Source organism: Sinomonas soli (assembly GCF_054782415.1).
Map to the genome: position 1 here is coordinate 63870 of NZ_BAAGSN010000002.1, position 24248 is coordinate 88117.

The window sequence follows — 24248 nt, forward strand, 5'->3', positions numbered from 1 at the left end:
GCGCAACCTCCCCGCCACGTGCCGTCGATAGACTCGCCCCAGCGGCCGAGAAGGGGCCCGCGGAGCGAAGGAGCACCGACGATGACCACGTGGCGGATCAGGGACTTCCACCCCTCGGACCTGGACGGGATCCTGCACCTCTGGAGCGCGATGACGGCCTCGGGCATCGAGCCGGTGTACTCGCTCTCCGAGGTCCTCGCGAGCTGCCAGAAGGATGTGGCCGTCGTGGCCCTGCACGGCGACGACGTGGTCGGGGCCGCGGTGGGCCGGGCAGCGCACGAGCAGGGCTGGATCGTGTTCCTCGCGACCCTCCCGGAGTGGCGCTCCCGCGGGATCGGCACCGCGCTCCTCGCCGCCCTCGAGAACCGCATGGCGCCCCTGGGCCTGGCCAAGCTGTCCGCGCTCATGCCGGACACCGAGACCCGCCTCGAGGCCTTCCTCTCCCGCGGATTCAAGGACGTGCAGAACCTGCGCTTCTTCGAGCGGCAGATCCCGGTGCAGCGGACCGAGCTCGAGCCCCTGGCCCAGCTGGGCGGCCGGGTCCTCCCGCGCGACCTGTGGGACAAGGTCGCGGGCATGAAGCGGGAGAAGCAGCTCCTCGAGCGCCGGCTCGTGCTTCCGCTGGCCCAGGCCGAGCTCGCCGACGAATTCGGCGTGGTGCCCCCGCGCGCCGTCGTGCTCTTCGGCCCGCCCGGGACGGGCAAGACGACGTTCGCGAAGGCGATCGCCTCCCGCCTCGAATGGCCGTTCGTCGAGGTGTTCCCGTCTCGGCTCGCCGCCGGGCCGGAGGGCCTCGCGGGGGCGCTGCGCACCACGTTCCTGGAGATCTCCGAGCTCGAGCACGCGGTGGTGTTCCTCGACGAGGTCGAGGAGATCGCCTCCCACCGCGCCGGCGACCCGCCGAGCCCCAACCAGGGCGTCACCAACGAGCTGCTCAAGATCATCCCGGCGTTCCGCGAGCAGCCCGGCCGCCTCCTCGTGTGCGCGACCAACTTCATCCGAGCCCTCGACTCCGCCTTCCTGCGCCACGGCCGCTTCGACTACGTGATCCCGATCGGCCTCCCGGACACCGAGGCTCGCCGGGCCATGTGGCAGCGCTTCATCCCCGAGGCGGTCCTGCCGGAGGTGGACGTGGAGCAGCTCGTGGCGCACACCGAGGGGTTCTCGCCCGCGGACATCGAGTTCGCGGCACGGTCCGCGTCGCAGCGCGCGCTCGAGAAGGCCGTGTACGCCGCGGAGCCGGTGCCGGAGCCGGTGCCGGTGGCGGGAATGGCGGGATCGCCCGCGGCAGGCGGGGCCGTCCACCGCGACGCCGGTGACCTCGCGCACGACGCCGGCCTGCCCGCCGGCGGCGCTGACCTCGCCGGCGGCTCCGCGCCAGATCAGGAGCCGAGGCCCGCAGGCACCCCGGACGGCTCCGGCCCCACGGCCGCCCCGGCCCGCCGGGGACCCAGCACCCAGGACTACCTCGAGGCCATCGCCGAGACGAAGACGACCGTGAGCGAGGAGGTCGCGGCAGCGTTCCTCGAGGACATCGAGCAGCTGGCGCGCGTCTGAGCGGGGGCCCCCGCGGGCGTCGCCGTTGGCGCGCATCCGGGCCGCGTCGCGGACACGGCGGTGCCCGCGCGGGGCGGCCGATGTGATGCGGCCCCCACCCTCGTGGGAGAGTTGGACCATGACCGCGCAGCACGCCCACGCCGTCTCGGGCCCCGACGGCCCCCGCACCGCCGGCGCCGGGCCCAGCGGCGGGGCGCCCGCCACCGCCACAGCCCCCGCAGCACAGCCCACCGCCGCCGCGCCGGTCCCGGAGTGCGCGGGAGCCTCGCCCCGCCTCAAGCCGCTGTTCCGCCTCGCGCAGCGCGTCGCGCAGAGGTGGAACGATCTGCGCACCCGCCAGGCCCAACGGGGGGACTACGTGGCCCAGGTGGTCGCCTACCGCGGGTACGGGTCCACGCGGCGGGTGCGGGTGCTCGGCCGCGTCATGTACTCGCGGCCGGGGCTCCACGGCGAGTCGGACGCGTTCAACAACTTCCGCGGCTGGGTCTCGTTCACTTCTGTGCCGATCCAGCACGCCGAGGTGACGGTCGAGATCGGGGTGACGCGCGCCGTCGTGCATGCCGACGCGGGTGGGGTGGTCGACGCGCTCGTGGACGTGGAGCTCGAGCCGGGCTGGCACGAGGTGCGGATGAGCGCGGACGGCGCCGAGCCGGACGTGGCACAGGTGCTCGTGGTCGAGCCGGGGGCAGGCTTCGGGATCGTCTCCGACATCGACGACACCGTCATGGTCACAGCTCTCCCGCGGCCGTTCCTCGCCCTGTGGAACACCTTCGTGCTCAGCGAGCGGGCGCGCACGCCCACCCCGGGCATGGCGGTGCTGCTGGACCGGCTCGCGACCGAGCATCCGGAGGCGCCGATCGTGTACCTCTCGACCGGTCCGTGGAACGCCGCGCCCACGCTCCAGCGGTTCCTGGGCCGCAACCTGTACCCGGCGGGCCCGCTCCTGCTCACGGACTGGGGGATGACCCCGGAGCGCTGGTTCCGCTCGGGCCGGGACCACAAGCGGGAGAACCTCGAGCGACTCGCCGCCGAGTTCCCGGGCATCCGCTGGCTCCTCGTGGGCGACAACGGCCAGCACGACGAGTCCATCTACGCCGAGTTCGCCGCCGAGCACCCCGACTCCGTGGCCGCGGTCGCGATCCGGGAGCTCTCGGCCAGCCAGGCGGTCTTCTCGGGCGGCACCACGCACGACGCCGCGGGGGGAGCCTCCCGCCCCGGCCTCACCTGGGCCTCGGCGCCCGACGGCGCGGGGCTGGCGCAGCAGCTCGAGTCCGCCGGGGTCCTCTGACCCGGTCCCTCCCGTCTGGAGGTCACCTTCTGAGGGTCACCTCCTGGGGGCAGGCTCGCCCACCCCTTGTTTTCGCCCCCCGCCTCGGGGGAAGAATGGCCCATGACCGTCCTGGTGAGGTCCCTCGAGACCGCTGTCCCGTCCACCGTGCTCAAGCAGGCCGAGGCCCGCGACGTGTTCGCAGCGCAGGAGGGCCTCACCCGCCTCGGCCAGCGCCTCGTCACGACGTGCTTCGACGCCGCCGCGATCGAGACCCGCTACTCGGCCCTCGCGGAGTTCTCGTGGGACCGGCCGGACCACGATCCGGACTTCTTCGACCCCTCCACGGGCCGGCTCCTGAGCCCGAGCACCAAGACCCGCAACGACGTGTTCGTCCGCGAGGCCACGCCCCTGTTCACCGACACGGCGCGCCGGGCCCTCGACAACGCGGACGGGATCGCGCCCGAGGACGTCACCCACGTGGTCACCGTCTCGTGCACCGGGTTCTTCAACCCCGGCCCCGACTACCGGATTGTGCGCGACCTCGGCCTGAGCCCGTCCGTGCAGCGCTTCCACCTCGGCTTCATGGGCTGCTATGCCGCGTTCCCCGCCCTGCGCATGGCCAAGGCGTTCTGCGACGCGGACCCGAATGCCGTGGTCCTCGTGGCGATCGTCGAGCTATGCACCCTGCACGTGCGCAGCTCCAACGACCCGGACACCATCCTCGGCGCCTCCCTGTTCGCCGACGGCGCGGCCGCCGCGGTGGTCACGGCCCGTGACCTGCCCCTGACCCGCCCGGCGGTGAGCCTCGACGCCTTCGAGACCACGCTCACCCCGGTCGGCGAGGAGAACATGGCCTGGAACATCGGCGACCAGGGCTTCGAGATGGTCCTCGGCACCTACGTCCCCCACATCATCGACGACCACATCACCGGCGCCCTCGAACCCCTCCTCGCCCGCGACGCCTCGCTCGTGGGCCGCCCGCACGCCGAGATCGAGCACTGGGCCATCCACCCCGGCGGCCGCAGCATCGTGGACAAGGTCGTGGCCCGCCTCGGCCTCTCGCCGCAGCAGGGCGCGCCCGCCTACGAGACCCTGCGCGAATTCGGCAACATGTCCAGCGCCACCATCATGTTCGTCCTCGAGCGGATCCTCGCCCTCCCGGACGGGGACACGGACGACGCCGCCTCCTCGCCGAGCGCGGGAGGCTCGCCCGGGTCGGATCCCGGCTCGCCCGGGGCAGAACGGATCTGCGCCATGGCCTTCGGCCCCGGCCTGACCGTCGAGACGGCCCTCATGACCCGGAAGCTCCCGTGAGCCGGGGCGCCTGAGGACGGCGGGCCGGGCATGGGCTCCTGAGGATGGCCGCCGGGCGGCACGACGTGGTCGTGGTGGGCGCGGGCCCCGTGGGGCTCTGCTTCGCGGTGCTGCTCGCAGACCGGGGCCTGGACGTCGCGGTCCTCGAGGCCAGGCCCGAGCGCGGCCGGCACACCCGGGCGATCGGCGTCCACCCGCCCGGGCTGCGGGTCCTGGCGCGGGCAGGCGTCGCGGACCGGGTCGCCGCTGCCGCCGTGCCCATCCACGAGGGCGCCGCGCGCGCCCGCGACTCGGGCGCCGCCTGTACGGTGGCGCGGATCGCCTTCCGGCCGCCCGTGCTCGCCGTGCCCCAGTGGGCCACCGAGGAGGCGCTCGAGGGCCGGCTCGCCGAGCTCGCGCCGGGGGCCCTGCGCCGCGGCGTGCGGGCGGTGCGGGCCGAGCACGAGGTGGGGGGCGCCGTCGTGCGCTGCGAGGACGGGGAGCGCGTGGCGGGCCGCTGGGTCGTCGCGGCCGACGGCGCCCGCTCGCCCCTGCGCGCGGGCCTCGGCATGCCCGTGCGCACCCGCGCGCTGCCGGACGCGTACCTGATGGGCGACTTCGCCGACGCGACCGGGGACGGGGCGGCCGCGGTGCTGCACCTCGAGGCGGCGGGGATCGTCGAGTCGTTCCCGCTGCCGGGGGGCGTGCGGCGCTGGGTCGCGCACGTGCCCGAGCCGGCCCTGGACCCGTCGGCCCGCGACCTCGCCCGGATCGTGGGGGAGCGGACCGGGGTTCGGCCGGACCCGTCCACGTGCACGATGCTGAGCGCGTTCACGGTCACCGAGCGGCTCGCCGCCCGGCTGCGCTCCGGCAGGGTCCTGCTCGCCGGCGACGCCGCGCACGAGGTGAGCCCGATCGGCGGGCAGGGGATGAACCTCGGCTGGCTCGACGCCGAGGCCCTCGTGCCGCTCATCACCGCGGACATCCGGGGCCCCCGGGACTCCTCCGGTGACGGGTGGCCCGAGCTGTGGGCCGCGGCCGAGGCGGAGCGGCTCCGGGCCGCGCGCTTCGCGGCCCGGCAGGCGAGGGTCAACATGGCCCTCGGCCGCGCGCTGCCAGGGGGCGTCATGGCCGCCCGCAACGCGGCCTTCCGCGCGCTCTACCGCGTGCCGTGGCTCGCCGAGCGTACGGCCGCGCGCTTCACGATGCAGGGCTGACGCCGGACGACCCCTGTCCACACCCGCAGGAGGTGACTCCCAGGACATGACTCCCAGACCCAGTCTGGGAGTCACCTCCTGAAGGTCACCTTCTGGGGGCCAGGTCCTGCGGGTCGAGCACCCAGGGGTCGCGGGGGAGCGCTGCAGGATCGAACGCGACGAGCGCCTCCGGGAGCGTGGCGGGCAGCCCGAGGGATCCCAGGAGCAGCCCCGTCACCTCCTCGGGCCCGACGCCGGCCGCCGCCAGCGCGCCGAGTGTCACCGCGCCGTCACGCTTGGCCAGCCGGCGACCGGCGGGGTTGAGCACGAGCGGCACATGGGCGTACTCGGGGACGGGCACCCCGAGGAGCCCGGCGAGGTAGGCCTGCCGCGGGGCGGAGGGGAGCAGGTCGTCGCCGCGGACCACCTGGTCGACGCCCTGGGCGGCGTCGTCCACGACCACCGCGAGGTTGTACGCCACGACCCCGTCGTTGCGCCGCAGCACGAAGTCGTCCACGATCCCCGAGTACCTCCCGTGGAGCACGTCCGTCACGGCCCAGTCGGTGACCGAGGCGCGGAGGCGGATCGCGGCGGGACGCTCCGCGCGGCGTCGTGCGCGCTGCGCCTCGGTGAGGTCGCGGCAGGTGCCGGGGTACGCGCCCTGCGGGGCGTGCGGCGCGCTCGGAGCCTCGTGGATCTCGCGGCGGGTGCAGTAGCACTCGTAGGTGAGGCCCGCCGCGGCCAGGCGCGCGATCGCGTCCTCGTAGAGCCCGCCCCGCTCGGTCTGGCGGACCACCTCGCCGTCCCAGTCGAGGCCGACGGCGGCGAGGTCCCTCAGCTGGACCTCCTCGGCTCCCGCACGGGCCCGGTCCAGGTCCTCGACGCGCAGGATGAACCGCCGGCCCGCCGACCGGGCGAAGAGCCACGCGAGCAGCGCCGTGCGGAGGTTGCCGAGGTGCAGCTCGCCGGAGGGGCTGGGGGCGAAGCGTCCGGCGCCGGAGGTCATGCCGTCTACGCTAGCGGGCTCAGTGTTCGCCGAGGGCCTTCTTCACCGCCGGCACAATCTCGGTGGCCAGCAGCTCCACGGACGCCGCCGTCTCCGCGAACGGGAGCGTTCCCAGGCCCACCTGGGCCATGAACCGGCTCGTGCCGAGGGCCTCGTGCGTGGCGAGGATGCGCTCGGTGACCTCGGCGGGGCTGCCCACGAGGAGGCCGCCGCCGGGGCCGGCCCACGCGTCGAACTGCTCGCGCGGGAATGTCCCCGCGGGCCGCGGCATGTTCTGTCCGATGTAGGCGGCGTAGTGGGGGTAGAACGCGTCGCGGGCCTCCTGGGAGGTGCGGGCGGCGTAGAAGTGGCTGCCCGTGCCGACCTTCAGGGACGACGCCGCGTGCCCGGCCTGGGCGCCGGCCGTCCGGTAGAGCTCGACGAGCCGCACGAAGTGCTGGTGCCCGGACAGGAGCGCGAGGAACAGCGGGACTCCGGCCTGGCCGGCCCGGACGAAGCTCGAGGGGGTGCCGCCCACGCCGCGCCAGATCGGCAGCCGTTCCTGGAGCGGGCGCGGCGCGATGGCCGCCTCGTGGAGGGCATGGTGCGCGCGCGGCCGGGTGCCGGCGCCCGGGGCGGGCCACGTGACGTCCGCCTGCTCGCGCATCTGCAGCAGGAGCTCGAGCTTGTCCTCGAAGAGGGCGTCGTAGTCGGCGGGATCGTAGCCGAAGAGCGGGAACGATTCGGGGAAGACGCCGCGTCCGGCGAGGATTTCCGCGCGGCCGCCGGAGACGATGTCGAGGGTGGCGAACTGCTCGAACACGCGCGCGGGGTCCGCGGTGGAGAGGACCGTGACGGCCGTGGTGAGGCGGATGCGTCGGGTCTCGCGGGCGATCGCGGCGAGCACGATCTCCGGGGCAGAGAACGCGAAGTCGTGGCGGTGGTGCTCGCCGAGGCCGATCACGTCCAGCCCGGCCTCGTCCGCGAGCCTGGCGAGCCGGAGGGTCTCATCGATGCGCTGGGCGGCGGAGCGCCCGGAGCCCGAGGGGCCCCGGGTGAGCTCGCCGAAGGTGAAGATGCCGAAGTCCATGGTCACTTGAACATTCAACCATCTCGTGGCATTCCCCGGTTGCGCGATTCTGCTCACGCCGGAGCGGGCTGCCGGCTTCCCTCGGCGTGTCGAGGGGCGACGCGCCGAGGCGGACGCTGCGGCGTGAGCAGGACGGCATGCCCGCGGACTAGGGGGTCTGCGCCGGGGCGAACCGCGCCATGAGCTCGTCCCGGACGTCCGCGAGGTGCGAGGGCGTGGCGGCCAGGGCAGCGGGGACGGCGGGCGGCGGCGGCGCGGACACGCCGGCGAGGGGATCGTCGGTGCGGGCGGCCGCGAGCGTGAGGGCCGCGCCGACATCGGGCGCGGCCGCGTCCCGCCGGGTGAGCGGCGGGAGCCCGAACCGCCGTTCCACGGTGGCCAGGATGCTCGTGTGGTCCAGCGGCATGGATCCCGCGGGCACGCGGAACACGGTGCCGGCGGGTATGAGCGGGCTCACGAGCACCGTGGGAACGCGGGGCCCGAAGCGCGTGAAGTCGAACCCGAACTCGCCCGGGGAGGCATCCGGCGGCGTCGCGCCCGCGGGCGGTGGAACGTGGTCGTAGCACCCGCCGTGCTCGTCGTACGTCACGATCAGCAGCGTCCTGGCCCAGGCGGGGCCGGTGCGGAGCGCGGTGTAGGTGTCGAGGATGAGCTGCTCCCCGGCGGCCATGCTGTAGTTGGGGTGCTGGCTGTTGCCGGTGGAGCTCCAGGCCGGCTCCACGAAGGCGAAGCCGGGCAGGGTGCCGGCCGCGGCGTCGGCGCGGAAGTCCGCGAACTTGCCGATGTTCGCCGCCGGGGCCTTCTGCGTGTCCGGGAAGTTGAGCCGGGTCAGCGGCGGCTTGCTGTACCCGTAGATCTTCCATGGGACCCCGTGCTGGCCAAGGAGGCCGAAGATGCTCGGCACGGTGAAGGACTTCGTGACATCGTCCATGTGGCCCTGGCTCGTTCCGGCGCACGTGAAGGCCCGGTTGGGCATGGTCTCCGTGGGCACGGAGCTGAACCAGTGGTCGCACACGGCGAACCCGCGCGCGAGCCCGCTGAGGACGGGGAGGGCCTCCGGGGCGAAGCAGCCCATGATCCAGCCGGGCTCCGTGCCCGGCACCACGTACCACTTCTTGGCCTGGTTGTCCTTGATGGCCTGGGCGTAGTCGGCCACGAACCCGGTCATCGTGGGCACGGCTCCGGGAGCGGGCTTCGTGGTCCCGAAGAGCTGGTTGTTGGCCTTGGCGAAGCCCTCGCCGGGGTCGGCGCCCGGCATGAAGTAGGCGTCCGGGGTGGTCGGGGTGATGGGGTAGACGGCGACGGGCCGGCCATCGGTCCCGGGGCAGCTCTCGGTCCCCGTCAGGCCCTCGAACGGCGCCCCGCTCGGCGAGACGTTCCCCTCGGCGTGGTAGAGGTATCCGAGGAGATGGTCGAACGAGCGGTTCTCGAGCATGAGCACCACGACGTGGTCGATTCCTGCGAGTCCTGCAGCCATGGCCTGTCCTCCGCTGGGATAACACCGGGGAGCGCCCCGGGGGCATCCGGAGCCCAACGGGGACAGGCTATGGCGCGGCGGCGCGGGACGGAACAGCCGGCGGGGAGCTCGTCCTCCGGGGTCAGGCGAGCAGTGCCTCGAACCCCGCGGCCGCGGCGGTCATGTCCGCCTCGATGACCTCGAACTCGGCCACGCCGTGCACCGAGAACGGGTCCTCGGCGATCGCGGCCTCGAGCGCGTCCCGGTCCGCGAGGGAGAGGAGGATCCCGCCGGTGCGCGGATTCTTGCGCCCCGCGGCGACCACGAGCCCGCGGTCCACGGCGTCGCGGAGCCACGCCCGGTGGGCCCCGAGGTGGGCCTCGACGACATCGAGGGGCACGGTGTAGGTGAGCGAAACGATGAGCATCCCCACAGCCTATGCTTGGTACCCGTGACGGAACCCCGCTGGCTTGACGCCCAGGAGCGCCGGGCGTGGCTTGCCCTGCTGAGCGTGACCACGCTCCTGCCGGCAGCCCTCGATGCGCACCTGACGCAGCTGAACAAGCTGTCCCTGTTCGACTACAACGTGCTCGCGATGCTCTCGGAGGCCGAGGGCCGCATGCTGCCGATGAAGGAGCTCGCCTCCCGCACCTCGGCCTCGCTCTCGCGCCTCTCGCACGTGGTGACGAAGCTCCAGGGGCGGGGGTGGATCGACCGGCGGCCCTCCCCGGACGACGCCCGCGTCACCACCGCGCACCTCACGGACGCCGGCTGGGAGACCATCGTGGACCTGGCCCCCGAGCACGTCGAGCGCGTGCGCAACCTCGTGTTCGACGCCCTCGGCGCGGAGGACGTGGCCCGGATGGCGGACATCGGCGAGAAGATCGTCGGCCGGCTCCAGGAGGAGAACTGGATCTTCCGGGACCCGTCCCGCGAGCGCCTCCTCGGTCCGGTGCACGACGGCGAGGTGGCACCGTGAGCGAGTCCTTCACCTCCTGCTTCGTGGCCCTCGGAGACTCGTTCACCGAGGGCGTCGGCGACGCCGACCCGGCGCGTCCCAACGGGGTGCGCGGCTGGGCCGACCGCGTGGCCGAGCAGCTCCAGCGCGCCGACCCGGGCCTGGGCTACGCGAACCTCGCGATCCGCGGGCGCAAGATCCGCCAGATCCTCGCCGAGCAGATCGACCCTGCTCTCGCGCTGCGCCCCACGCTCGTGACGATCTACGCCGGGGCGAACGACATCCTCCGGCCCAAGGTGGACATCGACGTGCTCATGGAGGGCTACGACGCCGCGGTGGGCCGCCTCGTGGACGGGGGCGCGCGCGTGCTGCTCTTCACGGGCTTCGACGCGGGCTCGTCCAAGGTGTTCGGGGCCATGCGCGGCCGCACCGCGATCTACAACGAGCAGGTCCGCTGGATCGCCGACCGCCACGGGGCCACGCTCGTGGACTACTGGCGCTTCCACGAGTTCCAGGACTGGCGCATGTGGGATGTCGACCGGATGCACATGTCCGCGCTCGGCCACGCGACGATGGCCAACCGGGTCCTCGAGCTGCTCGAGCACGAGGGCCTCGCCGAGGTCCCGGACGCCGTGCCGCTGCCGAAGCTGAGCCGCGTCGAGCAGTTCCGCGCCAACGCCGCGTGGACGCGGGAGTACGCCTGGCCGTGGGTCGTCCGGCGCATCACGGGCCGCTCCTCGGGCGACAGCCTGAGCCCGAAGTACCCCGAGCCCGTACGTCTCTGACGGGCCCGTGCGCCTCTGACGAGCCGGTCCGCCGACCCCGTGGGCCGGCAGGGCCGGCCCGGGAGCGGCGCTACGCCGCGCTCGGGGCGCGGAATCCCGGGGTGGCGAGCAGTCCGCCGTCGTGCGCCACGGCGAGGACGTCCACGTCCCAGCGGGCGGTGACCGCATCGAGGGTGGGCCGGCCGCCGGCCACGATCGCCGTGGCGAGCACGTCCGCGGTCACGATGTCCTGCGCCGCCACGCTCACCTGGGCGAACTCGGGCCGGCGGGGGCCGGAGGCGCCGCGCAGGCCCACGGTCCAGATGTGGTCGCCGCGCTCGGCCGAGCCCGAGGTCGCCAGTGCGAGCCGCGGGGCCGGCCGGGCCCCCAGCGGATAGGCGCCCAGCAGGGTGCGCCGGTCGGCGGGGTCCACGATCCCGGCGAGCCACGGGGAAGTGCCGGTTTCACCGGCCGCTGCGGCCGCCGCGGACGTCGAGGACCCGGACGACGGCGCGGGGGTACCGGAGACGAGCACGTCGCCGCCGGCGTTGAGGCACCAGTCGTGCACGCCGAGCGCCACGAGGGAGCGCCCCGCCTCGGCGATCGCGTAGCCCTTGACGAGCCCGCCCAGGTCGAGCAGCCCGTCCGGGCGTTCGGGGGTGAAGGCGCCCTCGGTCCGGCGGCGCCACCGCACGGCGTCGGCGTACAGCTCCCGCATCAGCGGGCTGGCCTGCAGGAGGGCCAGCTCGCCGCGCGCGATCCGGCTCGCCTCCGAGTCCGGCCGGTACAGACTGAACTGGGCGTCGAGCGCCGCGAACTGGTCCTCCACGGCGGCGGTCGCGGCCTCGAGCCGGTCGAGGTCGGCCTGCAGGCCCTCGCCGGGGCCCACGGGCACGGTGAGGCTGACCACGGTGCCCATGCACACGAAGGTGCGGCCGCGCAGTGCCGGGGCGGTCGGCGCCGGGGCGCCCGGTGCGGGCTCAGAGATGGGCTGCATCGAGGGCCGCCTGGAGGGACTGGAGGTAGGCGTCGGAGGTGATGGTGGCGCCGCTGACCGTCTGGACGTTGGCAGACTGGGCCTGGAGGACCTCGGAGCGCAGGATCGGCGCCGCGTTGGCGCTGATCATCTGGGAGCGCATCTCGGCGTCGGTCAGGTGGAGGGCTGCGACGTCGGTGATCTTGCCGTTCTGCACGGTGATCTGGACCTGGACGTCGCCGTAGCGGGTCGAAACGGCCTGCCCCGCGTAGGTGGTCTGGGCCTTGGCCTGGGCGCCGGCGGTCGCCTGGGACGCGGTCCCCGAGCCCGAGGAACCCGAGCCCGACGCGGAGGCGCCCGAGCCGGAGCCCGCCGTCGTGCTTCCCGTGCCGTTCGCCGCACCGGAGGTCCCCGAGGTCCCCGAGGTCCCGGGGGCGCCGGCGGCGGTGGGCTGGGCGGCCTCGAGGGCGTGCGCGCCGGCCTGCCAGCCGATGGCGAGGATGCCGAGGGAGGCGACGGAGGCGGAGAGTGCTGCGCGTTTTCTCACCAGTCGAACCTTTCGCGATGGAGGGTCTCGTCGCGGGAGCCGGAGGCCTTCGCGTCGGCGAGGACGGCGTCGGACCACTCGCGGGGCCCGCAGACGTAGACGTCGGAGTCGGCCAGCGTCGGAGCGCCGGCGGGGAGGTAATCGGTCAGGTGCAGCCCGGTCTGATGGCGGGGGAGCCAGGAGCTGCCGCGGGCGCGCCGCCCCACGAGCTCGTACAGCACCGCGCCGCGGGCCCGGCACAGGGCGGCGATCTCCTCGCGCAGGTACAGCTGGTGCGGGGCGCTGGCCCGCAGGATCACGGTCGCGTCGCCGGGGGCGAACTCGGCCCGCTCCAGCAGGGCGCGGATCGGGGTGATGCCGATCCCCGAGCCCACGAGCACCAGGCCCGGGCGGGTGCGGGAGGCGTGGGCGAAGTTGCCGTAGGGGCCGGCGAGGGCCACCTTGGTGCCGGGGCGGAGCCGCGCGAGGGCGGCGCTGCCGCGGCCGAGGCCGCGGACGGTGATGCGCAGGGCGTCGCCGCGCGGCTCGGCGGAGAGGCTGAACGGGTGCGCATGCCACCACAGGCCGGGGGCCAGGAAGCGCCAGATGAAGAACCGGCCGCCCTCCCCGGTGAGCTCGTGCAGGCGCAGGCCCGTCATCTCGATGCTCACGACGCCGGCCCCCTCCTGGGTCACCTGGGTCACCGTGAGCTGGTGGCGCCACGTGCGCACCAGGGGGGTGACCACGCGGAACCAGACGAGCGCCACGACCACGCCCCAGTAGAAGACCTCCCAGTAGAGGCGCTGCCAGTGCCCCTCGGCGAAGAGGCCGCCGACGCTGAACTGGTGGGGAATGGCGGTCAGGACCGCCGCATAGGTGAGGAGGTGGATTCCGTGCCAGAACTCGTACGGCATCTTCCGCCGCACCGCCACGAGGGAGGTCACGACGACCGCGAGGAACAGCGCGATGGAGACGAAGGCGAGCCACATGTCCGGCACGAGGTTCCACAGGCTCACGGCCTCGGCGATCGGGTTGAGGCCCTCGGAGGCGCCGTAGCCGAGCAGGAGGAAGACCATGTGGGCCAGGAGCAGGTAGAGCGAGGGCTTGCCGAGACTGCCGTGCACGGCCATGGCCCGGTCGTGGCCGATGGCCCGGTCGATCCAGGGCAGCCGCGCGGCGAGGAGGAGCATCACGAGCACGAGGTCCGTGCCGATGAGCCCGGCGATGATGCCGATGGCCGTGAGCGCCGAGGGCACCGAGCCGAACTGGCCGGCCCCGCCGTCCGCGAGGTAGAGGGCCACGGCGGCGGCCGCCGAGCTCCACGCGGCCACGCTGAGCAGGTCCGCGCCGATCAGGCGGCGCCGTCCGCGGGCCCGGAGCTCACGGCCCAGGGCGGCGCGCCGGGTCGCCCGGGGCAGTGCCTCCGTGCGGGGCTGGGGAGTGGGAAGTGTCGCCGTCATGCTTCAACAATCGGGCAGCACCCTGTCGATTTGCTGTGGTGGCCCTTGACCCCAGCCGTGCGTTGGTTGAAATCTCAACCCTTGTGGCCGGTGCCACAGCACCCCCGGTCGGCCCGCTCCGGACGGCGCTACTTCCCGGCGAACGCCGCCGTGCGCTTCTCGAGGAACGCCCCGGTGCCCTCGTGCATGTCCTCGGTGGTGAACGCCTCCCGGAACAGCTCGGCCTCGATCTCGAGGCCCTGGCCGGTGTGGCGTCCGTATGCGCGGGTGATGGACTGCTTGGCGAGCCCAACGGCGAGCGGGGCCTTGGGGGCGATCTCGCCCAGGGTGGCGCGCGCCGCCGCGAGGAGCTCCTCGCGGCTGGGGAGGACGCGGTTGACGAGCCCGAGGCGCAGGGCCTCGGCCGCATCGATCCGGCGGCCGGTGTAGATGAGCTCGCGCGCGGGGCCCAGTCCCACGCGCTGGGGCAGGCGCACCGAGCCGCCGAAGCCCGGGACGAGCCCGAGGTTGACCTCGGGCTGGCCGAACTGCGCGGCCTCGGAGGCGTAGATGAAGTCGCACGCGAGGGCCAGTTCGCAGCCGCCCCCGAGGGCGAACCCGTCCACTGCCGCGATGACCGGCACCGGCACCTTCTCGATCAGCAGCGTCACGCCCTGCGCCGAGCGCGCATACTCCGCGGCGTCGTCCGGATCCATCGACGCCATCTCGCGGATGTCCGCGCCCGCCACGAAGGCCTTGCCCCCCGCGCCGGTGACGATGACCCCGCGGACGGGCCACCCGGCGTCGTGCGTGCAGGAGTCCTCGATCGCGGTGAAGGCCTTCCACAGGTCCGCGATGACCTGCTGGGAGAGGGCGTTGAGCGCCTTGGGGCGGTTCACAGTGAGGGTCAGGATGCCCTCCGTGAGCTCGAGCTCGAGCGTTGCGTAGCGGCCCAGCTCGATGCTGGCCGAATCGCTGCTGGTGGGGGCCATGGGTCACGTCCTCGCCGTCGATGGTGTGTTCCGACCCCCACGCTAGCGGTCCCCGGCGCGGTGGTGAAACCCAGTCTCACCGGGCGTGGTATTTCCGCTTCGCGACGGTGAGCCCGATCAGCGAGATCACGGCCACCGCCATGTAGTAGAAGCTCGGCGCGGCCAGGGCGCCCGTGAGGCCCAGGAGCCACGTGAGCACGAGCGGTGCGAGGCCGCCCATCACGGTGACGCCCACGTTGTAGGCCACGCCCACCCCGGTGGTGCGCACGTTGATCGGGAAGATCTCGGTGAGCAGGGTCGGCAGCGGCCCGAAGTACAGCGCGCACAGGATGCCGAGGACCGTGATGAGGAGGATGAAGACGGGCAGCGTCGGGGTGCTGATGATCAGCTGGAAGAGAGGCCACGCGAGCACGAGCGCCGCCACCGCGGCCCAGAGCATGAGCCGCGCCGGCCCCACCCGGTCCGCGAGGCTGCCGACGAACGGCGTCCCGACGAGGATCACGAGGCCCGCGACCACGCCGCCCAGGTAGGCGGCGCCCGCGGTGACATGCAGGCTCTTCACTGCGAACGTGGGCATGTAGAGGATCAGGTAGATCGAGATCGTGGCGACGCCGATGCTCGCCGAGGCGGCCAGGAGGCGGCCGAGGTGGGTGGAGAAGACGGCCCGGATCGGCGCGGCGTGCTTCTCGCTCCGTTCGAACTCCTCTGTCTCGGACAGGCGGGAGCGGATGTAGAGGCCGACCGGGCCAATGAAGACCCCCAGGATGAACGGGATGCGCCAGCCCCACGAGTACAGCTGGTCCTTCGTCAGCCAGCTGAACAGCGCGAACCCGAACGCGGAGGCCAGGAACATCGAGATGCCCTGGGCCGCGACCTGCCACGAGGCGTAGTAGGCCTTGCGGTGCGGTGCGGTCTCGACGAGGAAGGTCGTGGCCGTGCCGAACTCGCCGCCGGCAGAGAAGCCCTGGATGAGCCGCGAGATGAGGATGATGATCCCCGCCCACCCCCCGATGAGCGCATGGGTCGGGGCGATGGCCATGATGAGGGTCCCGAGCATCATGAGCGCGAGGGTGACGGTCAGGGCCTTCTTGCGGCCGTGCCGGTCGCCGTACGAGCCCAGGAACATCCCGCCGAGGGGCCGTACCAGGTAGGAGATGGCGAATGTCGCGAAGGTCAGGATGAGCCCGAGGGTGCTGTCCCCCTCCGGGAAGAAGTTCTCGGCGATCACGATCGCGAACGAGGCGTAGACGATGATGTCGAACCACTCGAGGGCGGCGCCGATCGAGCTGCTGACGACGGCCCGGCGGGCCGCGGCGAGCCGTTCCGGGGTGACCGCGGCGGTGGCGGGGATGGCTGGCATGGCGCTCCTTCGGGTGGGTCCGGGCAGGTCAGGCCTTCAGATGGGCGATGACGCGGTCGAGGAAGGCCTCGCAGCGCGCCAGCTGGGCCAGGTCGACGTACTCGTCGGCGGAGTGGGCCTGGGCGATGTCCCCGGGGCCGCACACGACCGTGGGGATGCCGCCCTGGTCGAACAGGCCGGCCTCGGTGCCGTAGGCGACCTTCTCGGTGCTCGGCTCCGCGCCGAACTCGGCGGCGAGGCGGACCACCTCGGCGTCCGCTGCCGTCTCGAGGCCCGGCGCGGCGGCGACGATGGTCACGTCGAGGCCCGCCTGCGGGTGCTCCGCCCTCATCTCGCCCTCGATCCGCGTGAGCTCGGCCTGGAAGCGCTCGAGGAGGGCGCGGGAGTCGACGCCGCCGATGGAGCGGAACTCGAAGTGGAGGCTGCAGTCCGCCGGGATCGTGTTGACGGCGATTCCGCCCTCGATGAGGTTGACGGTGCAGGTCGTGTACGGGACATCGAATGCGTCGTCGTAGGGGCCCTGCTCGCGGAACTCGTCGGCGACCGAGCGGACGAACCGGGCGAACGCCGCGGCGTGCTCGATCGCGTTCACGCCCCGCGGTGTGAGCGAGGAGTGGGCGGCGACCCCGTGGAAGTCCACGCGGACGAGGTTGATGGACTTGTGGCCGCGGATCACCCGCATGCCCGTGGGCTCGCCGACGATGCACGCCCTCGGACGGAGCCCGCGCCCCACCATGTCCTTGACGAGGTCCTCGGCGCCGAGGCAGCCGATCTCCTCGTCGTAGGACAACGCGAGATGGAGCGGCTCGCGCAGGTCCGCGGCGGCGATCTGCCCGATCCGGGCGACGACGGCGCCCACGAACCCCTTCATGTCGCACGCCCCCCGGCCGTACAGGCGCCCGTCGCGGACTTGGGGCGTGAACGGTGCGCTCGACCACTCCTGGCCGTCCACGGGGACCACATCGGTGTGGCCGGAGAGGACGATCCCGCCGTGGACCGAGCCGTCCGAGGCCGGGAACGTGGCGATCAGGTTGGCCTTGCTCCCGTCCGCATTCGGGACCAGGACGGGCTCGACGCCGTGGCGGCGCACCTCCGCGGACACGAGGTCGATGAGCGGCAGGTTCGTGTCCCGGCTCGTGGTGTCGAGCCCGATCAGCCGCGTGATCCACTCCATGGTCTCCCGCGAGACGGCTGATTCAGTCGCTTCCAGGTCCACGTCCACGTGCACGTCCTAGCGTTCGGAGGGTCTGGGATTTTCACAGTAGTCCCGCGTTTCCCGCGGCGCACCTGCGTGCGTGACGGAAATCATGCTTAGACTGGCAAATCGTAGATCGTCGAGGGGCCCCGGCCCCGCCATTGGACGGCCCGCGCTCGCGGGCCAGACGTCATGGAGGTACACCCATGGAACGCATCGAGATCGCCGGGCTCCAGCTCAGCAGGAGGAAGCTCCTCGGCATCGGCCTCGGGACCCTGGGCGCAGGTGCGCTGGCCGCATGCTCGAGCAGCCCCTCGCTCCCGGCGCCGTCCGGGTCCGGCTCGGCGGGTGCCTCCGGATCGGTGATCGACCTCGCCGCCTACGACGCCGTCCTGTCGAAGGGCAAGGTCGCGGACGCCTCGCTCGTGGACGGGAACGCGTGGGCCAAGGCCATCAAGGCCCGGGGCGTGATCAACCGGGGCGGCACCGACACGTCCTCGCTGTTCTCGCTGCGGGATCCGGCCACCGGGAAGGTCGCGGGCTTCGACGCCGGCATCTCCCAGCTGCTCGCGAAGTACATCACCGGCCAGCCCAAGGAGAACCTCAGCCAGGTCACGGTGGACACCCGTGAGACCCTGCTGCAGAACCAGTCCGTGGACCTGGTCATCGCGACCTACTCGATCACGCCGGCGCGCCAGCAGAAGGTCGACTTCGCCGGACCGTACTACGAGTCGAAGTCGGCCATCCTCGTGAAGTCGACGAACTCGAGCATCAACTCCATCGATGACCTCGCCGGCAAGAACGTCGCCACCCAGGCGGCGAGCACCGGCGTCGCCCTCCTGCAGAAGTACGCGCCGAAGGCGAACGTGCAGACCTTCGACGACAACCCCAAGTGCCTCGCCGCCGTCCAGCAGGGCCGCGTGGACGCCTACGTGATCGACCAGTCGATCCTGCTCTCGGACGTGGCCAAGAACAAGGACGTCAAGATCGTCGGCGACCCGTTCGGCAACTCCGACCCGTACGGGATCGGGCTGCACAAGGGCAGCGACGCGCTCGCGTTCGTCAACGCCTGGCTCAAGTCCATCGAGGAGGACGGCACCTGGGCCGCGCTCTGGAAGGCCACCGTGGGCCAGGTCGTCAAGACGGATCCGCCCAAGCCGCCGGCCATCGCCTCCTGACCCGGCCGCCATGCAGGAGCTGTTCACCACCTACCTCCCGGAGCTGCTCGACGGGCTGTGGATGACGGTCAGGCTCACGGCGGTGAGCTTTCTGGGCTCGCTCGTGCTGGGGACCGTGATGGCGGCCTTCCGGATCAGCCCCATCGTGCCGCTGCGCGCGGTGGGGCGGGTCTACGTGGAGCTGTTCGTCAACATCCCGCTCATCAGCCTCCTCGTCGTGGTGACCTTCGGGCTGCCGGACATCGGGCTGACGTTCGACCTCTTCACGTGCGCGGCGCTGTCCATGACCCTGCTCGGGGGCGCCTTCACCTGCGAGGCGATCCGCACCGGCATCAACGCCGTCTCTGTCGGGCAGATCGAGGCCGCGCGCTCGATCGGCCTGGACTTCTTCGGGGTGCTCCGCCACGTCCTGTTCCCGCAGGCCTACCGGAGCGTGGTCCAGCCGCTCGTGAACGTGTTCATCGGGATCCTGCTGAGCTCCTCGCTCGCCGGCGTCATCGGTGTCAAGGACCTCACCCTGCAGGTCTCCGAGATCAACAACCAGGCGGCCCTGGGCCTCACCGCCTACGTCATCGTCGCGTTCGCCTACGTGATCATCTCGCTGCTCGCAGGCGGGGTGGGGGCGCGGCTCGAGAAGCGGTGGAGGGTCCAGCGGTGAGCACCCAGGAGCACATCTTCGACGCCGCGGGCCCCCGCGGCCGGCGCACGATCCGGATCGTCACGGTGCTGAGCGTCCTCGCGATCCTCGCCGTGGCCTTCCTCGTCGTGCAGCGCTTCGGCCAGGCCGGGCAGCTCGCCTCCGACCGCTGGGCCGAGTTCACCCAGTGGCCCTACATCCAGTTCCTCCTGGCCGGCCTCGGCAACACCGCGCTGGCGGCGGCCGCGTCGGCGCTGTTCGCGATCCCGACGGCACTCCTCATGGCCCTCGGCCGCACCTCGCACCGGCGGTGGCTGCGCTGGCCCGCGACGGCGTACATCGAGTTCTTCCGCTCGGTGCCGCTGCTGCTCGTGGTGTACATCTTCGTCAGCGGCCTGCCGAACTACGGGATCAACCCGGACATCTTCTGGAAGCTCGTCATCCCCATCACGCTGTGCAGCTCGGCGGTGATGGCGGAGATCTTCCGCGCCGGGATCCTCGCCCTTCCGGCCGGCCAGGTCGAGGCAGCCCTGAGCCTGGGGATGCGGAACTCGCAGGCGACCCGGTTCGTGGTGCTGCCGCAGGCGGTCCGGATCGTCGTGCCGTCCATGGTGGCCCAGCTCGTGGTGCTCCTGAAGGACACGACCCTCGGCTACGCCGTCAGCTACCCCGAGCTGATGAAGACGGCGAACAACCTCACCGCCTACACCAACCACCTCATCCAGACCTTCCTCGTCATCGCCGCGGTCTACGTGGTCACGAACATCCTCATCTCGCACTTCGCCCGGTACCTCGAGCGGCGCGTCTCGGGGAGGACCGCCCGCGCGGGGAAGGCCGCCGCCGAGCCGGAGCGGGAGCCGGCCCCGGCCGGCATCGGCTGAGGCGGCGCCGCCCGCGCACGCAGGAAGCAGCCCTCGCTGTCGGAGGCGCGCGCTAGGCTGGCCGCATGGCTGGCAGCGACGCATTCAGCACCAAGGGCGCCTACGTGCACACTGGCGAGGAGTTCACCCGGGACACGAACTACATCGAGGACCGCATCACGCGGGACGGCGAGTTCCCGCCCGGCAGTCCCGCGCCGGACGGCGCGAAGGCATGGCCGGCCGAGAGCGGCCGCTACCGCCTCGTCGCCGCCCGCGCCTGCCCGTGGGCGAACCGGACGGTGATCGTGCGCCGGCTGCTCGGCCTCGAGGACGCTCTCTCGCTCGGCCTCCCGGGGCCGACCCACGATTCACGCTCGTGGACCTTCGACCTCGACCCTGACGGCCGGGATCCCGTTCTCGGCATCGAGCGGCTCCAGGAGGCCTACTTCCGGCGCTTCCCGGACTACCCCCGCGGCATCACCGTCCCCGCGGTCGTGGACGTCTCCAGCGGGGCCGTCGTCACCAACGACTACCCGCAGATCACCCTCGACTTCGAGCTCGAGTGGACCGCGTTCCACCGCAAGGGCGCCCCAGACCTGTACCCCGAGGCCCTCCGCGCCGAGATCGACGAGGTCAACGCGCGGGTCTTCAGGGACGTCAACAACGGCGTCTACCGCTGCGGCTTCGCCGGTTCCCAGGCCTCCTACAACCGCGCGTACGCCCGCCTCTGGGACGCCATGGACTGGCTCGAGGACCGCCTCAGCCGCCAGCGCTACCTCGTCGGGGACACCATCACCGAGGCCGATGTGCGCCTCTTCACCACCCTCGCGCGCTTCGACCCCGTGTACCACGGACACTTCAAGTGCAACCGGAACAAGCTCACCGAGATGCCGGCCCTGTGGGGCTACGCCCGGGACCTGTTCCAGACGCCCGGATTCGGCGACGCAATCGACTTCGTGCAGATCAAGCAGCACTACTACATCGTCCACGAGGACATCAATCCGACCGGGATCGTCCCTGAGGGCCCGGACCTGTCGAACTGGCTCACCCCGCACGGCCGTGAGGAACTCGGCGGCCGGCCCTTCGGCGACGGCACCCCGCCCGGGCCGCCGCCCGCGGCCGAGCGCGTCGCCGCAGGCCACAATCCGCTCTACCCGGCTGATCCCGCGGCCGGCGGCGCATGAGCGCGCCGGCCGTCGGGGCCCCGCGGGTGGCTGTGACCTGGGCGGACAGCGCGCCCTCGCACGAGCCGTGGTTCCACGCCGAACTCGCGGGCCTCACCGCGAGCGCGGCCGCCGCGCTGGAGGCCGCCGGGGCGCGGGCCGTCGTGCTCGACGCGGCCGCCGGCGCCCTGCCGGCGGCGGAGGACTTCGACGGCGTCGTGGTCATGGGCGGCGGTGACGTGGACCCGGCCCTGTACGGCGGGGACGCCGCACACCCGACGATCGACGGCGTGGACCGCGTCGCGGACGACGCCGAGGCGCACCTCGTGCGCGGCGCCCTCGCCGCCGCCCGTCCCGTCCTCGGCATCTGCCGGGGCCTGCAGCTGGTCAACGTGGTGCTCGGCGGTTCCCTGCACGAGGACCTGCCCCGCACCACCGCGCACGGCGTCCCCGGGATGCACCTCAACCAGGCCGACCCGACCGGACCGATGGTCCTCCACGACGTGGCGATCGAGCCCACAACCCGCCTCGCCGGCATGCTCGGCGGCCGGGCCAGCGTGGTCTCGGGCCACCACCAGGCGGCCGCAGTGCTCGGGGACGGCCTGCGCGTGAGCGCCACCGCACCCGACGGCGTGGTCGAGGCGGTCGAGGCCGCGGACCCCGACGTCTGGCTCGTCGCGGTCCAGTGGCACCCCGAGGATCCCCAGACCGTCCGCGCAGCGCCCGGCCAGCTCGAGGCCATCATGGGCGCCTTCGTCGCGGCCTGCCGCGAGGCGGCCCAGGCCCGCGGCCGGCAGCCGGCTGCCACCGCTCCTGTCGTCGAGGAGCCACGTCCGTCGCCCCGAGGAGTCACCTCCGCGCGTTGAGGAGCCACGTCCGTCCGTTCGAGAAGCCACGTCCCCCAGGAGGAGCGCCCATGGCCGAGCAGCACCTTCCCACCAGCGAGTACGTCCGCGCCGAGACCCGGGGAGCCCTGGGCATCATCACCCTGGACCGGCCCCGCGCCCTCAACTCCCTCGACCGGGACATGGTCCTGGCGATGGAGGACGCCCTCGAGCGGTGGGCCGAGGAGCCCGAGGTGCGTGCCGTCGTCGTGCGCGGCGAGGGCCGCGGGCTCTGCGCGGGCGGAGATGTCCGCGCACTGCGCGACGGCCCCGACGAGGCGGCCGTCGGGTTCTGGACGGACGAATACCGCCTCAACGCCCTCATCGCGGGGTACCCGAAGCCGTACGTGGCGCTCATGGACGGCATCACGATGGGCGGCGGCCTGGGCATCTCGGCCCACGGCTCGGTGCGGGTCGTGACCGAGCGGACGTCCGTGGCGATGCCGGAGACGCGGATCGGGTTCACCCCGGACGTCGGCATGGCCGCGCTGCTTGCCCGCGCCGCGGGGGAGCTCGGCACCCACCTCGCGCTCACGTCCTCGACCGCGACCGGCGCCGACGCCGTCTACCTCGGTTGGGCCGACCACCTCGTGCCCTCCGAGCGGCTCGGCGAGCTCGTGGACCTCCTCGACGCGAGCCTCGGCGCCCCTGAGGTGACCGAGGAGACGGCGCTCAGTATTGCGCACGACGCCGTGCGCTCCCTCGCGCTTCCGGCTCCCGAGGCTCCGCTGGCCGCCGAGAGGGAATGGGTGGACGAAGCCTACGCGGGGGACGACGCCCAGACGATCCTGGACCGGCTCGTCGAGCTCGCCGCCGAGGGGCACGAGGGCGCCCGCGCGGCCGAGGAGGCGATCCGTTCGGTGTGCCCGTTCTCCGCGGTGGTCACGCTCGAGGCGCTGCGGCGTGCGGCCGTCATGGATGTGGTCGACGTGCTGGCCCAGGACCTCCGGCTCGGCGCGGCGCTCGTGGCCCGGGGCGACATGCGCGAGGGCATCCGGGCGCTCCTGGTCGACAAGGACGGCGCGCCGCGGTGGCACCCGGCCAGGATCGAGGACGTCGACCCCCGCGAGGTCGAGGCTGCCTTCGGCGGGGACTGAGCGCGGGCCGGCGGCGGGACCTCCGGTGGTTGAGCGGAGTCGAAACCAGCCGCCGATCGGCCTCGTCTCCGCTGGTTAGAGTGTTCCCGTGACCAACCCCCAGCTCGCCCGCAGGCTCGGACTGCCCGATGCCGTGGTGATCGGCCTCGGGTCCATGATCGGTGCGGGCGTGTTCGCCGCGTTCGGCCCAGCCGCCCGCGCGGCGGGCGGCTGGCTGCTCGTGGGCCTGGCGATCGCGGCATTCGTGGCCTACTGCAACGCGACCGCCTCCGCCCAGCTCGCCGCCGCCTACCCGACGTCCGGGGGCACCTACGTCTACGGCCGCGAGCGCCTCGGCCCCTGGTGGGGCTTCACCGCGGGGTGGGGATTCGTGGTGGGCAAGATGGCCTCGTGCGCGGCGATGGCGCTGACGTTCGCCAGCTACGCCGTGCCCGGGTCCGTTCCCGGGGCGGCCTGGATCCAGCGCCTCGTCGCCGTGGCCGCGGTCCTCGCGCTGGCGGCCCTGAACTACCGCGGCGTCACCCGGACCGCCCAGCTCACGCGCGTCCTCGTCACCATCACGCTCGCGGCCCTGGCCGTGCTCGTCGCCGGGCTATGGGGGAGCGGTCATGCCCATCTGGCGACGATCGCGGCGGACCAGCCCGCAGGATCCGGGGGCGTCTACGGCGTCCTGCAGGCCTCGGGCCTGCTGTTCTTCGCGTTCGCCGGCTACGCCCGCATCGCCACCATGGGGGAGGAGGTCCGCGACCCGCGCACCACCATCCCCCGGGCCATCCCGCTCGCGCTGGGCATGGCCGTGGTGGTCTACGCGGTCGTGGGCGTCACCGCCCTGGCCGCTGCGGGCCCCGGCGTCCTCGCCGCCTCCGCGGCGCCGCTGGCCGACGCCGCCCACGCCGTGGGCCTCGACGGGCTCGCCCCCGTGGTGCGGGTCGGCGGCGCGGTCGCGAGCCTCGGCGCGCTCCTGGCGCTCATCGCCGGGATCGGGCGCACCAGCCTCGCCATGGCCCGCGAGCGCGACCTCCCCGCGTGGCTCGGCGCGGTCCACCCCGTGCACAGGGTCCCGCACCACGCCGAGATGGCCCTCGCGGCCGTGGTCAGCCTCCTCGTCCTGACCACGGACCTGCGCGGGGTCATCGGCTTCTCCTCCTTCGGCGTGCTCGTGTACTACGCGGTCGCGAACGCCTCCGCGTTCACGCAGCCGGCCGCGGACCGGCGCTGGCCGCGCGCCCTCAACATCCTCGGGGCGATCGGGTGCCTCGTCCTCGTCGCGACCCTGCCGTGGCAGTCGGTGGTCGCCGGCGTGGCGATGTTCGCCGTCGGGCTGGTCGGGCGGGCCGTCGTCCTCCGACGGAGGGCGACGGCCGCCTGAGCG

23 protein-coding genes are annotated in these 24248 nt (G+C 73.1%); 13 read left to right on the forward strand and 10 right to left on the reverse strand.

The genetic code is table 11. The features are described 5' to 3' along the window. The first annotated feature begins 81 nt into the window (after positions 1-81). The 4 genes from ACYVKZ_RS00855 (at position 82) to ACYVKZ_RS00870 (ending at position 5337) form a co-directional block, all read left to right on the forward strand. A complete protein-coding gene (locus ACYVKZ_RS00855; protein WP_460990148.1) occupies positions 82-1557 on the forward strand; it encodes an ATP-binding protein in 1476 nt (491 codons plus the stop codon). Between the two features lie 118 nt (positions 1558-1675). Beyond that, positions 1676-2845, forward strand: coding sequence for an App1 family protein (locus ACYVKZ_RS00860; RefSeq protein ID WP_460990149.1), 1170 nt, complete (start codon positions 1676-1678; stop codon positions 2843-2845). A 102-nt stretch (positions 2846-2947) separates the two neighbouring features. Beyond that, complete coding sequence (locus ACYVKZ_RS00865; protein ID WP_460990150.1) at positions 2948-4141, forward strand: type III polyketide synthase; 1194 nt, start codon at positions 2948-2950, stop codon at positions 4139-4141. 44 nt (positions 4142-4185) lie between these two features. Further along, a complete protein-coding gene (locus ACYVKZ_RS00870; RefSeq protein ID WP_460990151.1) occupies positions 4186-5337 on the forward strand; it encodes an FAD-dependent oxidoreductase in 1152 nt (383 codons plus the stop codon). A gap of 85 nt (positions 5338-5422) precedes the next feature. On the opposite strand, the gene gluQRS is transcribed toward ACYVKZ_RS00870, so the two are convergent. From gluQRS to ACYVKZ_RS00890, 4 genes are all read right to left on the reverse strand, one after another. Continuing rightward, positions 5423-6322 carry a tRNA glutamyl-Q(34) synthetase GluQRS gene (gluQRS, locus tag ACYVKZ_RS00875; RefSeq protein ID WP_460990152.1) on the reverse strand — a complete coding sequence of 300 codons (900 nt, stop codon included), beginning with the start codon at positions 6320-6322 and terminating at the stop codon, positions 5423-5425. Between the two features lie 19 nt (positions 6323-6341). Further along, positions 6342-7391 (reverse strand): LLM class flavin-dependent oxidoreductase, encoded by a 1050-nt coding sequence (locus ACYVKZ_RS00880; RefSeq protein ID WP_460990201.1) that lies wholly within the window; start codon positions 7389-7391, stop codon positions 6342-6344. A gap of 148 nt (positions 7392-7539) precedes the next feature. Further along, the gene (locus ACYVKZ_RS00885; RefSeq protein ID WP_460990153.1) at positions 7540-8868 is read right to left on the reverse strand and encodes an alkaline phosphatase family protein; all 1329 of its coding nucleotides are present in this window, start codon (positions 8866-8868) and stop codon (positions 7540-7542) included. A gap of 121 nt (positions 8869-8989) precedes the next feature. After that, positions 8990-9274 carry a YciI family protein gene (locus ACYVKZ_RS00890; protein WP_310076644.1) on the reverse strand — a complete coding sequence of 95 codons (285 nt, stop codon included), beginning with the start codon at positions 9272-9274 and terminating at the stop codon, positions 8990-8992. A 24-nt stretch (positions 9275-9298) separates the two neighbouring features. Between ACYVKZ_RS00890 and ACYVKZ_RS00895 the strand changes: the two genes are divergently transcribed. Together ACYVKZ_RS00895 and ACYVKZ_RS00900 are read left to right on the forward strand one after the other, a co-directional pair. Beyond that, on the forward strand, positions 9299-9826 hold the full coding sequence (locus ACYVKZ_RS00895) for a MarR family winged helix-turn-helix transcriptional regulator (protein WP_307006428.1): 528 nt from the start codon (positions 9299-9301) through the stop codon (positions 9824-9826). Next, positions 9823-10590 (forward strand): SGNH/GDSL hydrolase family protein, encoded by a 768-nt coding sequence (locus ACYVKZ_RS00900; RefSeq protein ID WP_460990154.1) that lies wholly within the window; start codon positions 9823-9825, stop codon positions 10588-10590. Before ACYVKZ_RS00895 ends, ACYVKZ_RS00900 begins: the two co-directional genes overlap by 4 nt. A gap of 70 nt (positions 10591-10660) precedes the next feature. Here ACYVKZ_RS00900 and ACYVKZ_RS00905 read toward each other — a convergent pair whose 3' ends face one another. The 6 genes from ACYVKZ_RS00905 to argE all read right to left on the reverse strand — a co-directional run bounded on the left by ACYVKZ_RS00905 (position 10661) and on the right by argE (position 17090). Next, positions 10661-11488, reverse strand: a complete 828-nt coding sequence (locus ACYVKZ_RS00905) for an FAD:protein FMN transferase (protein ID WP_460990202.1) — start codon at positions 11486-11488, stop codon at positions 10661-10663. Between the two features lie 61 nt (positions 11489-11549). Continuing rightward, on the reverse strand, positions 11550-12092 hold the full coding sequence (locus tag ACYVKZ_RS00910) for an FMN-binding protein (RefSeq protein WP_460990155.1): 543 nt from the start codon (positions 12090-12092) through the stop codon (positions 11550-11552). Further along, positions 12089-13531, reverse strand: a complete 1443-nt coding sequence (locus ACYVKZ_RS00915) for a ferredoxin reductase family protein (protein ID WP_460990156.1) — start codon at positions 13529-13531, stop codon at positions 12089-12091. The genes ACYVKZ_RS00910 and ACYVKZ_RS00915 overlap by 4 nt, the downstream gene beginning before the upstream one ends. A gap of 128 nt (positions 13532-13659) precedes the next feature. Further along, positions 13660-14502, reverse strand: a complete 843-nt coding sequence (locus tag ACYVKZ_RS00920; RefSeq protein ID WP_460990157.1) for an enoyl-CoA hydratase/isomerase family protein — start codon at positions 14500-14502, stop codon at positions 13660-13662. 76 nt (positions 14503-14578) lie between these two features. Next, positions 14579-15862, reverse strand: coding sequence for an MFS transporter (locus ACYVKZ_RS00925; protein ID WP_460990158.1), 1284 nt, complete (start codon positions 15860-15862; stop codon positions 14579-14581). A gap of 28 nt (positions 15863-15890) precedes the next feature. Then, the gene (argE, locus tag ACYVKZ_RS00930) at positions 15891-17090 is read right to left on the reverse strand and encodes an acetylornithine deacetylase (RefSeq protein WP_460990159.1); all 1200 of its coding nucleotides are present in this window, start codon (positions 17088-17090) and stop codon (positions 15891-15893) included. A gap of 173 nt (positions 17091-17263) precedes the next feature. Here argE and ACYVKZ_RS00935 point away from each other — a divergent pair, with 173 nt between their 5' ends. From ACYVKZ_RS00935 to ACYVKZ_RS00965, 7 genes are all read left to right on the forward strand, one after another. Next, positions 17264-18235, forward strand: coding sequence for a glutamate ABC transporter substrate-binding protein (locus ACYVKZ_RS00935; protein WP_460990160.1), 972 nt, complete (start codon positions 17264-17266; stop codon positions 18233-18235). A gap of 10 nt (positions 18236-18245) precedes the next feature. Beyond that, positions 18246-18893 (forward strand): amino acid ABC transporter permease, encoded by a 648-nt coding sequence (locus tag ACYVKZ_RS00940; protein ID WP_460990161.1) that lies wholly within the window; start codon positions 18246-18248, stop codon positions 18891-18893. Beyond that, entirely contained in the window at positions 18890-19753 is an 864-nt protein-coding gene (locus ACYVKZ_RS00945) for an amino acid ABC transporter permease (RefSeq protein ID WP_460990162.1), read from the forward strand. The genes ACYVKZ_RS00940 and ACYVKZ_RS00945 overlap by 4 nt, the downstream gene beginning before the upstream one ends. Before the next feature lie 65 nt (positions 19754-19818). After that, a complete protein-coding gene (locus ACYVKZ_RS00950; protein ID WP_460990163.1) occupies positions 19819-20916 on the forward strand; it encodes a glutathione S-transferase family protein in 1098 nt (365 codons plus the stop codon). Then, complete coding sequence (locus ACYVKZ_RS00955) at positions 20913-21761, forward strand: gamma-glutamyl-gamma-aminobutyrate hydrolase family protein (protein ID WP_460990164.1); 849 nt, start codon at positions 20913-20915, stop codon at positions 21759-21761. Before ACYVKZ_RS00950 ends, ACYVKZ_RS00955 begins: the two co-directional genes overlap by 4 nt. Before the next feature lie 50 nt (positions 21762-21811). Next, positions 21812-22876, forward strand: a complete 1065-nt coding sequence (locus tag ACYVKZ_RS00960; RefSeq protein WP_460990165.1) for an enoyl-CoA hydratase/isomerase family protein — start codon at positions 21812-21814, stop codon at positions 22874-22876. Between the two features lie 88 nt (positions 22877-22964). Then, the gene (locus ACYVKZ_RS00965; protein ID WP_460990166.1) at positions 22965-24245 is read left to right on the forward strand and encodes an APC family permease; all 1281 of its coding nucleotides are present in this window, start codon (positions 22965-22967) and stop codon (positions 24243-24245) included. The last annotated feature ends 3 nt before the right edge of the window (positions 24246-24248 follow it).

What these genes read in the sequence shown, in the direction of transcription:
- ACYVKZ_RS00855 (WP_460990148.1), top strand. Translation starts at nt 82, where the DNA reads ATGACCACGTGGCGGATCAGGGACTTCCACCCCTCGGACCTGGACGGG.
- ACYVKZ_RS00860 (WP_460990149.1), top strand. Translation starts at nt 1,676, where the DNA reads ATGACCGCGCAGCACGCCCACGCCGTCTCGGGCCCCGACGGCCCCCGC.
- ACYVKZ_RS00865 (WP_460990150.1), top strand. Translation starts at nt 2,948, where the DNA reads ATGACCGTCCTGGTGAGGTCCCTCGAGACCGCTGTCCCGTCCACCGTG.
- ACYVKZ_RS00870 (WP_460990151.1), top strand. Translation starts at nt 4,186, where the DNA reads ATGGCCGCCGGGCGGCACGACGTGGTCGTGGTGGGCGCGGGCCCCGTG.
- gluQRS (WP_460990152.1), bottom strand. Translation starts at nt 6,322, where the DNA reads ATGACCTCCGGCGCCGGACGCTTCGCCCCCAGCCCCTCCGGCGAGCTG.
- ACYVKZ_RS00880 (WP_460990201.1), bottom strand. Translation starts at nt 7,391, where the DNA reads ATGGACTTCGGCATCTTCACCTTCGGCGAGCTCACCCGGGGCCCCTCG.
- ACYVKZ_RS00885 (WP_460990153.1), bottom strand. Translation starts at nt 8,868, where the DNA reads ATGGCTGCAGGACTCGCAGGAATCGACCACGTCGTGGTGCTCATGCTC.
- ACYVKZ_RS00890 (WP_310076644.1), bottom strand. Translation starts at nt 9,274, where the DNA reads ATGCTCATCGTTTCGCTCACCTACACCGTGCCCCTCGATGTCGTCGAG.
- ACYVKZ_RS00905 (WP_460990202.1), bottom strand. Translation starts at nt 11,488, where the DNA reads ATGGGCACCGTGGTCAGCCTCACCGTGCCCGTGGGCCCCGGCGAGGGC.
- ACYVKZ_RS00915 (WP_460990156.1), bottom strand. Translation starts at nt 13,531, where the DNA reads ATGACGGCGACACTTCCCACTCCCCAGCCCCGCACGGAGGCACTGCCC.
- ACYVKZ_RS00920 (WP_460990157.1), bottom strand. Translation starts at nt 14,502, where the DNA reads ATGGCCCCCACCAGCAGCGATTCGGCCAGCATCGAGCTGGGCCGCTAC.
- ACYVKZ_RS00925 (WP_460990158.1), bottom strand. Translation starts at nt 15,862, where the DNA reads ATGCCAGCCATCCCCGCCACCGCCGCGGTCACCCCGGAACGGCTCGCC.
- ACYVKZ_RS00935 (WP_460990160.1), top strand. Translation starts at nt 17,264, where the DNA reads ATGGAACGCATCGAGATCGCCGGGCTCCAGCTCAGCAGGAGGAAGCTC.
- ACYVKZ_RS00940 (WP_460990161.1), top strand. Translation starts at nt 18,246, where the DNA reads ATGCAGGAGCTGTTCACCACCTACCTCCCGGAGCTGCTCGACGGGCTG.
- ACYVKZ_RS00950 (WP_460990163.1), top strand. Translation starts at nt 19,819, where the DNA reads ATGGCTGGCAGCGACGCATTCAGCACCAAGGGCGCCTACGTGCACACT.
- ACYVKZ_RS00955 (WP_460990164.1), top strand. Translation starts at nt 20,913, where the DNA reads ATGAGCGCGCCGGCCGTCGGGGCCCCGCGGGTGGCTGTGACCTGGGCG.
- ACYVKZ_RS00960 (WP_460990165.1), top strand. Translation starts at nt 21,812, where the DNA reads ATGGCCGAGCAGCACCTTCCCACCAGCGAGTACGTCCGCGCCGAGACC.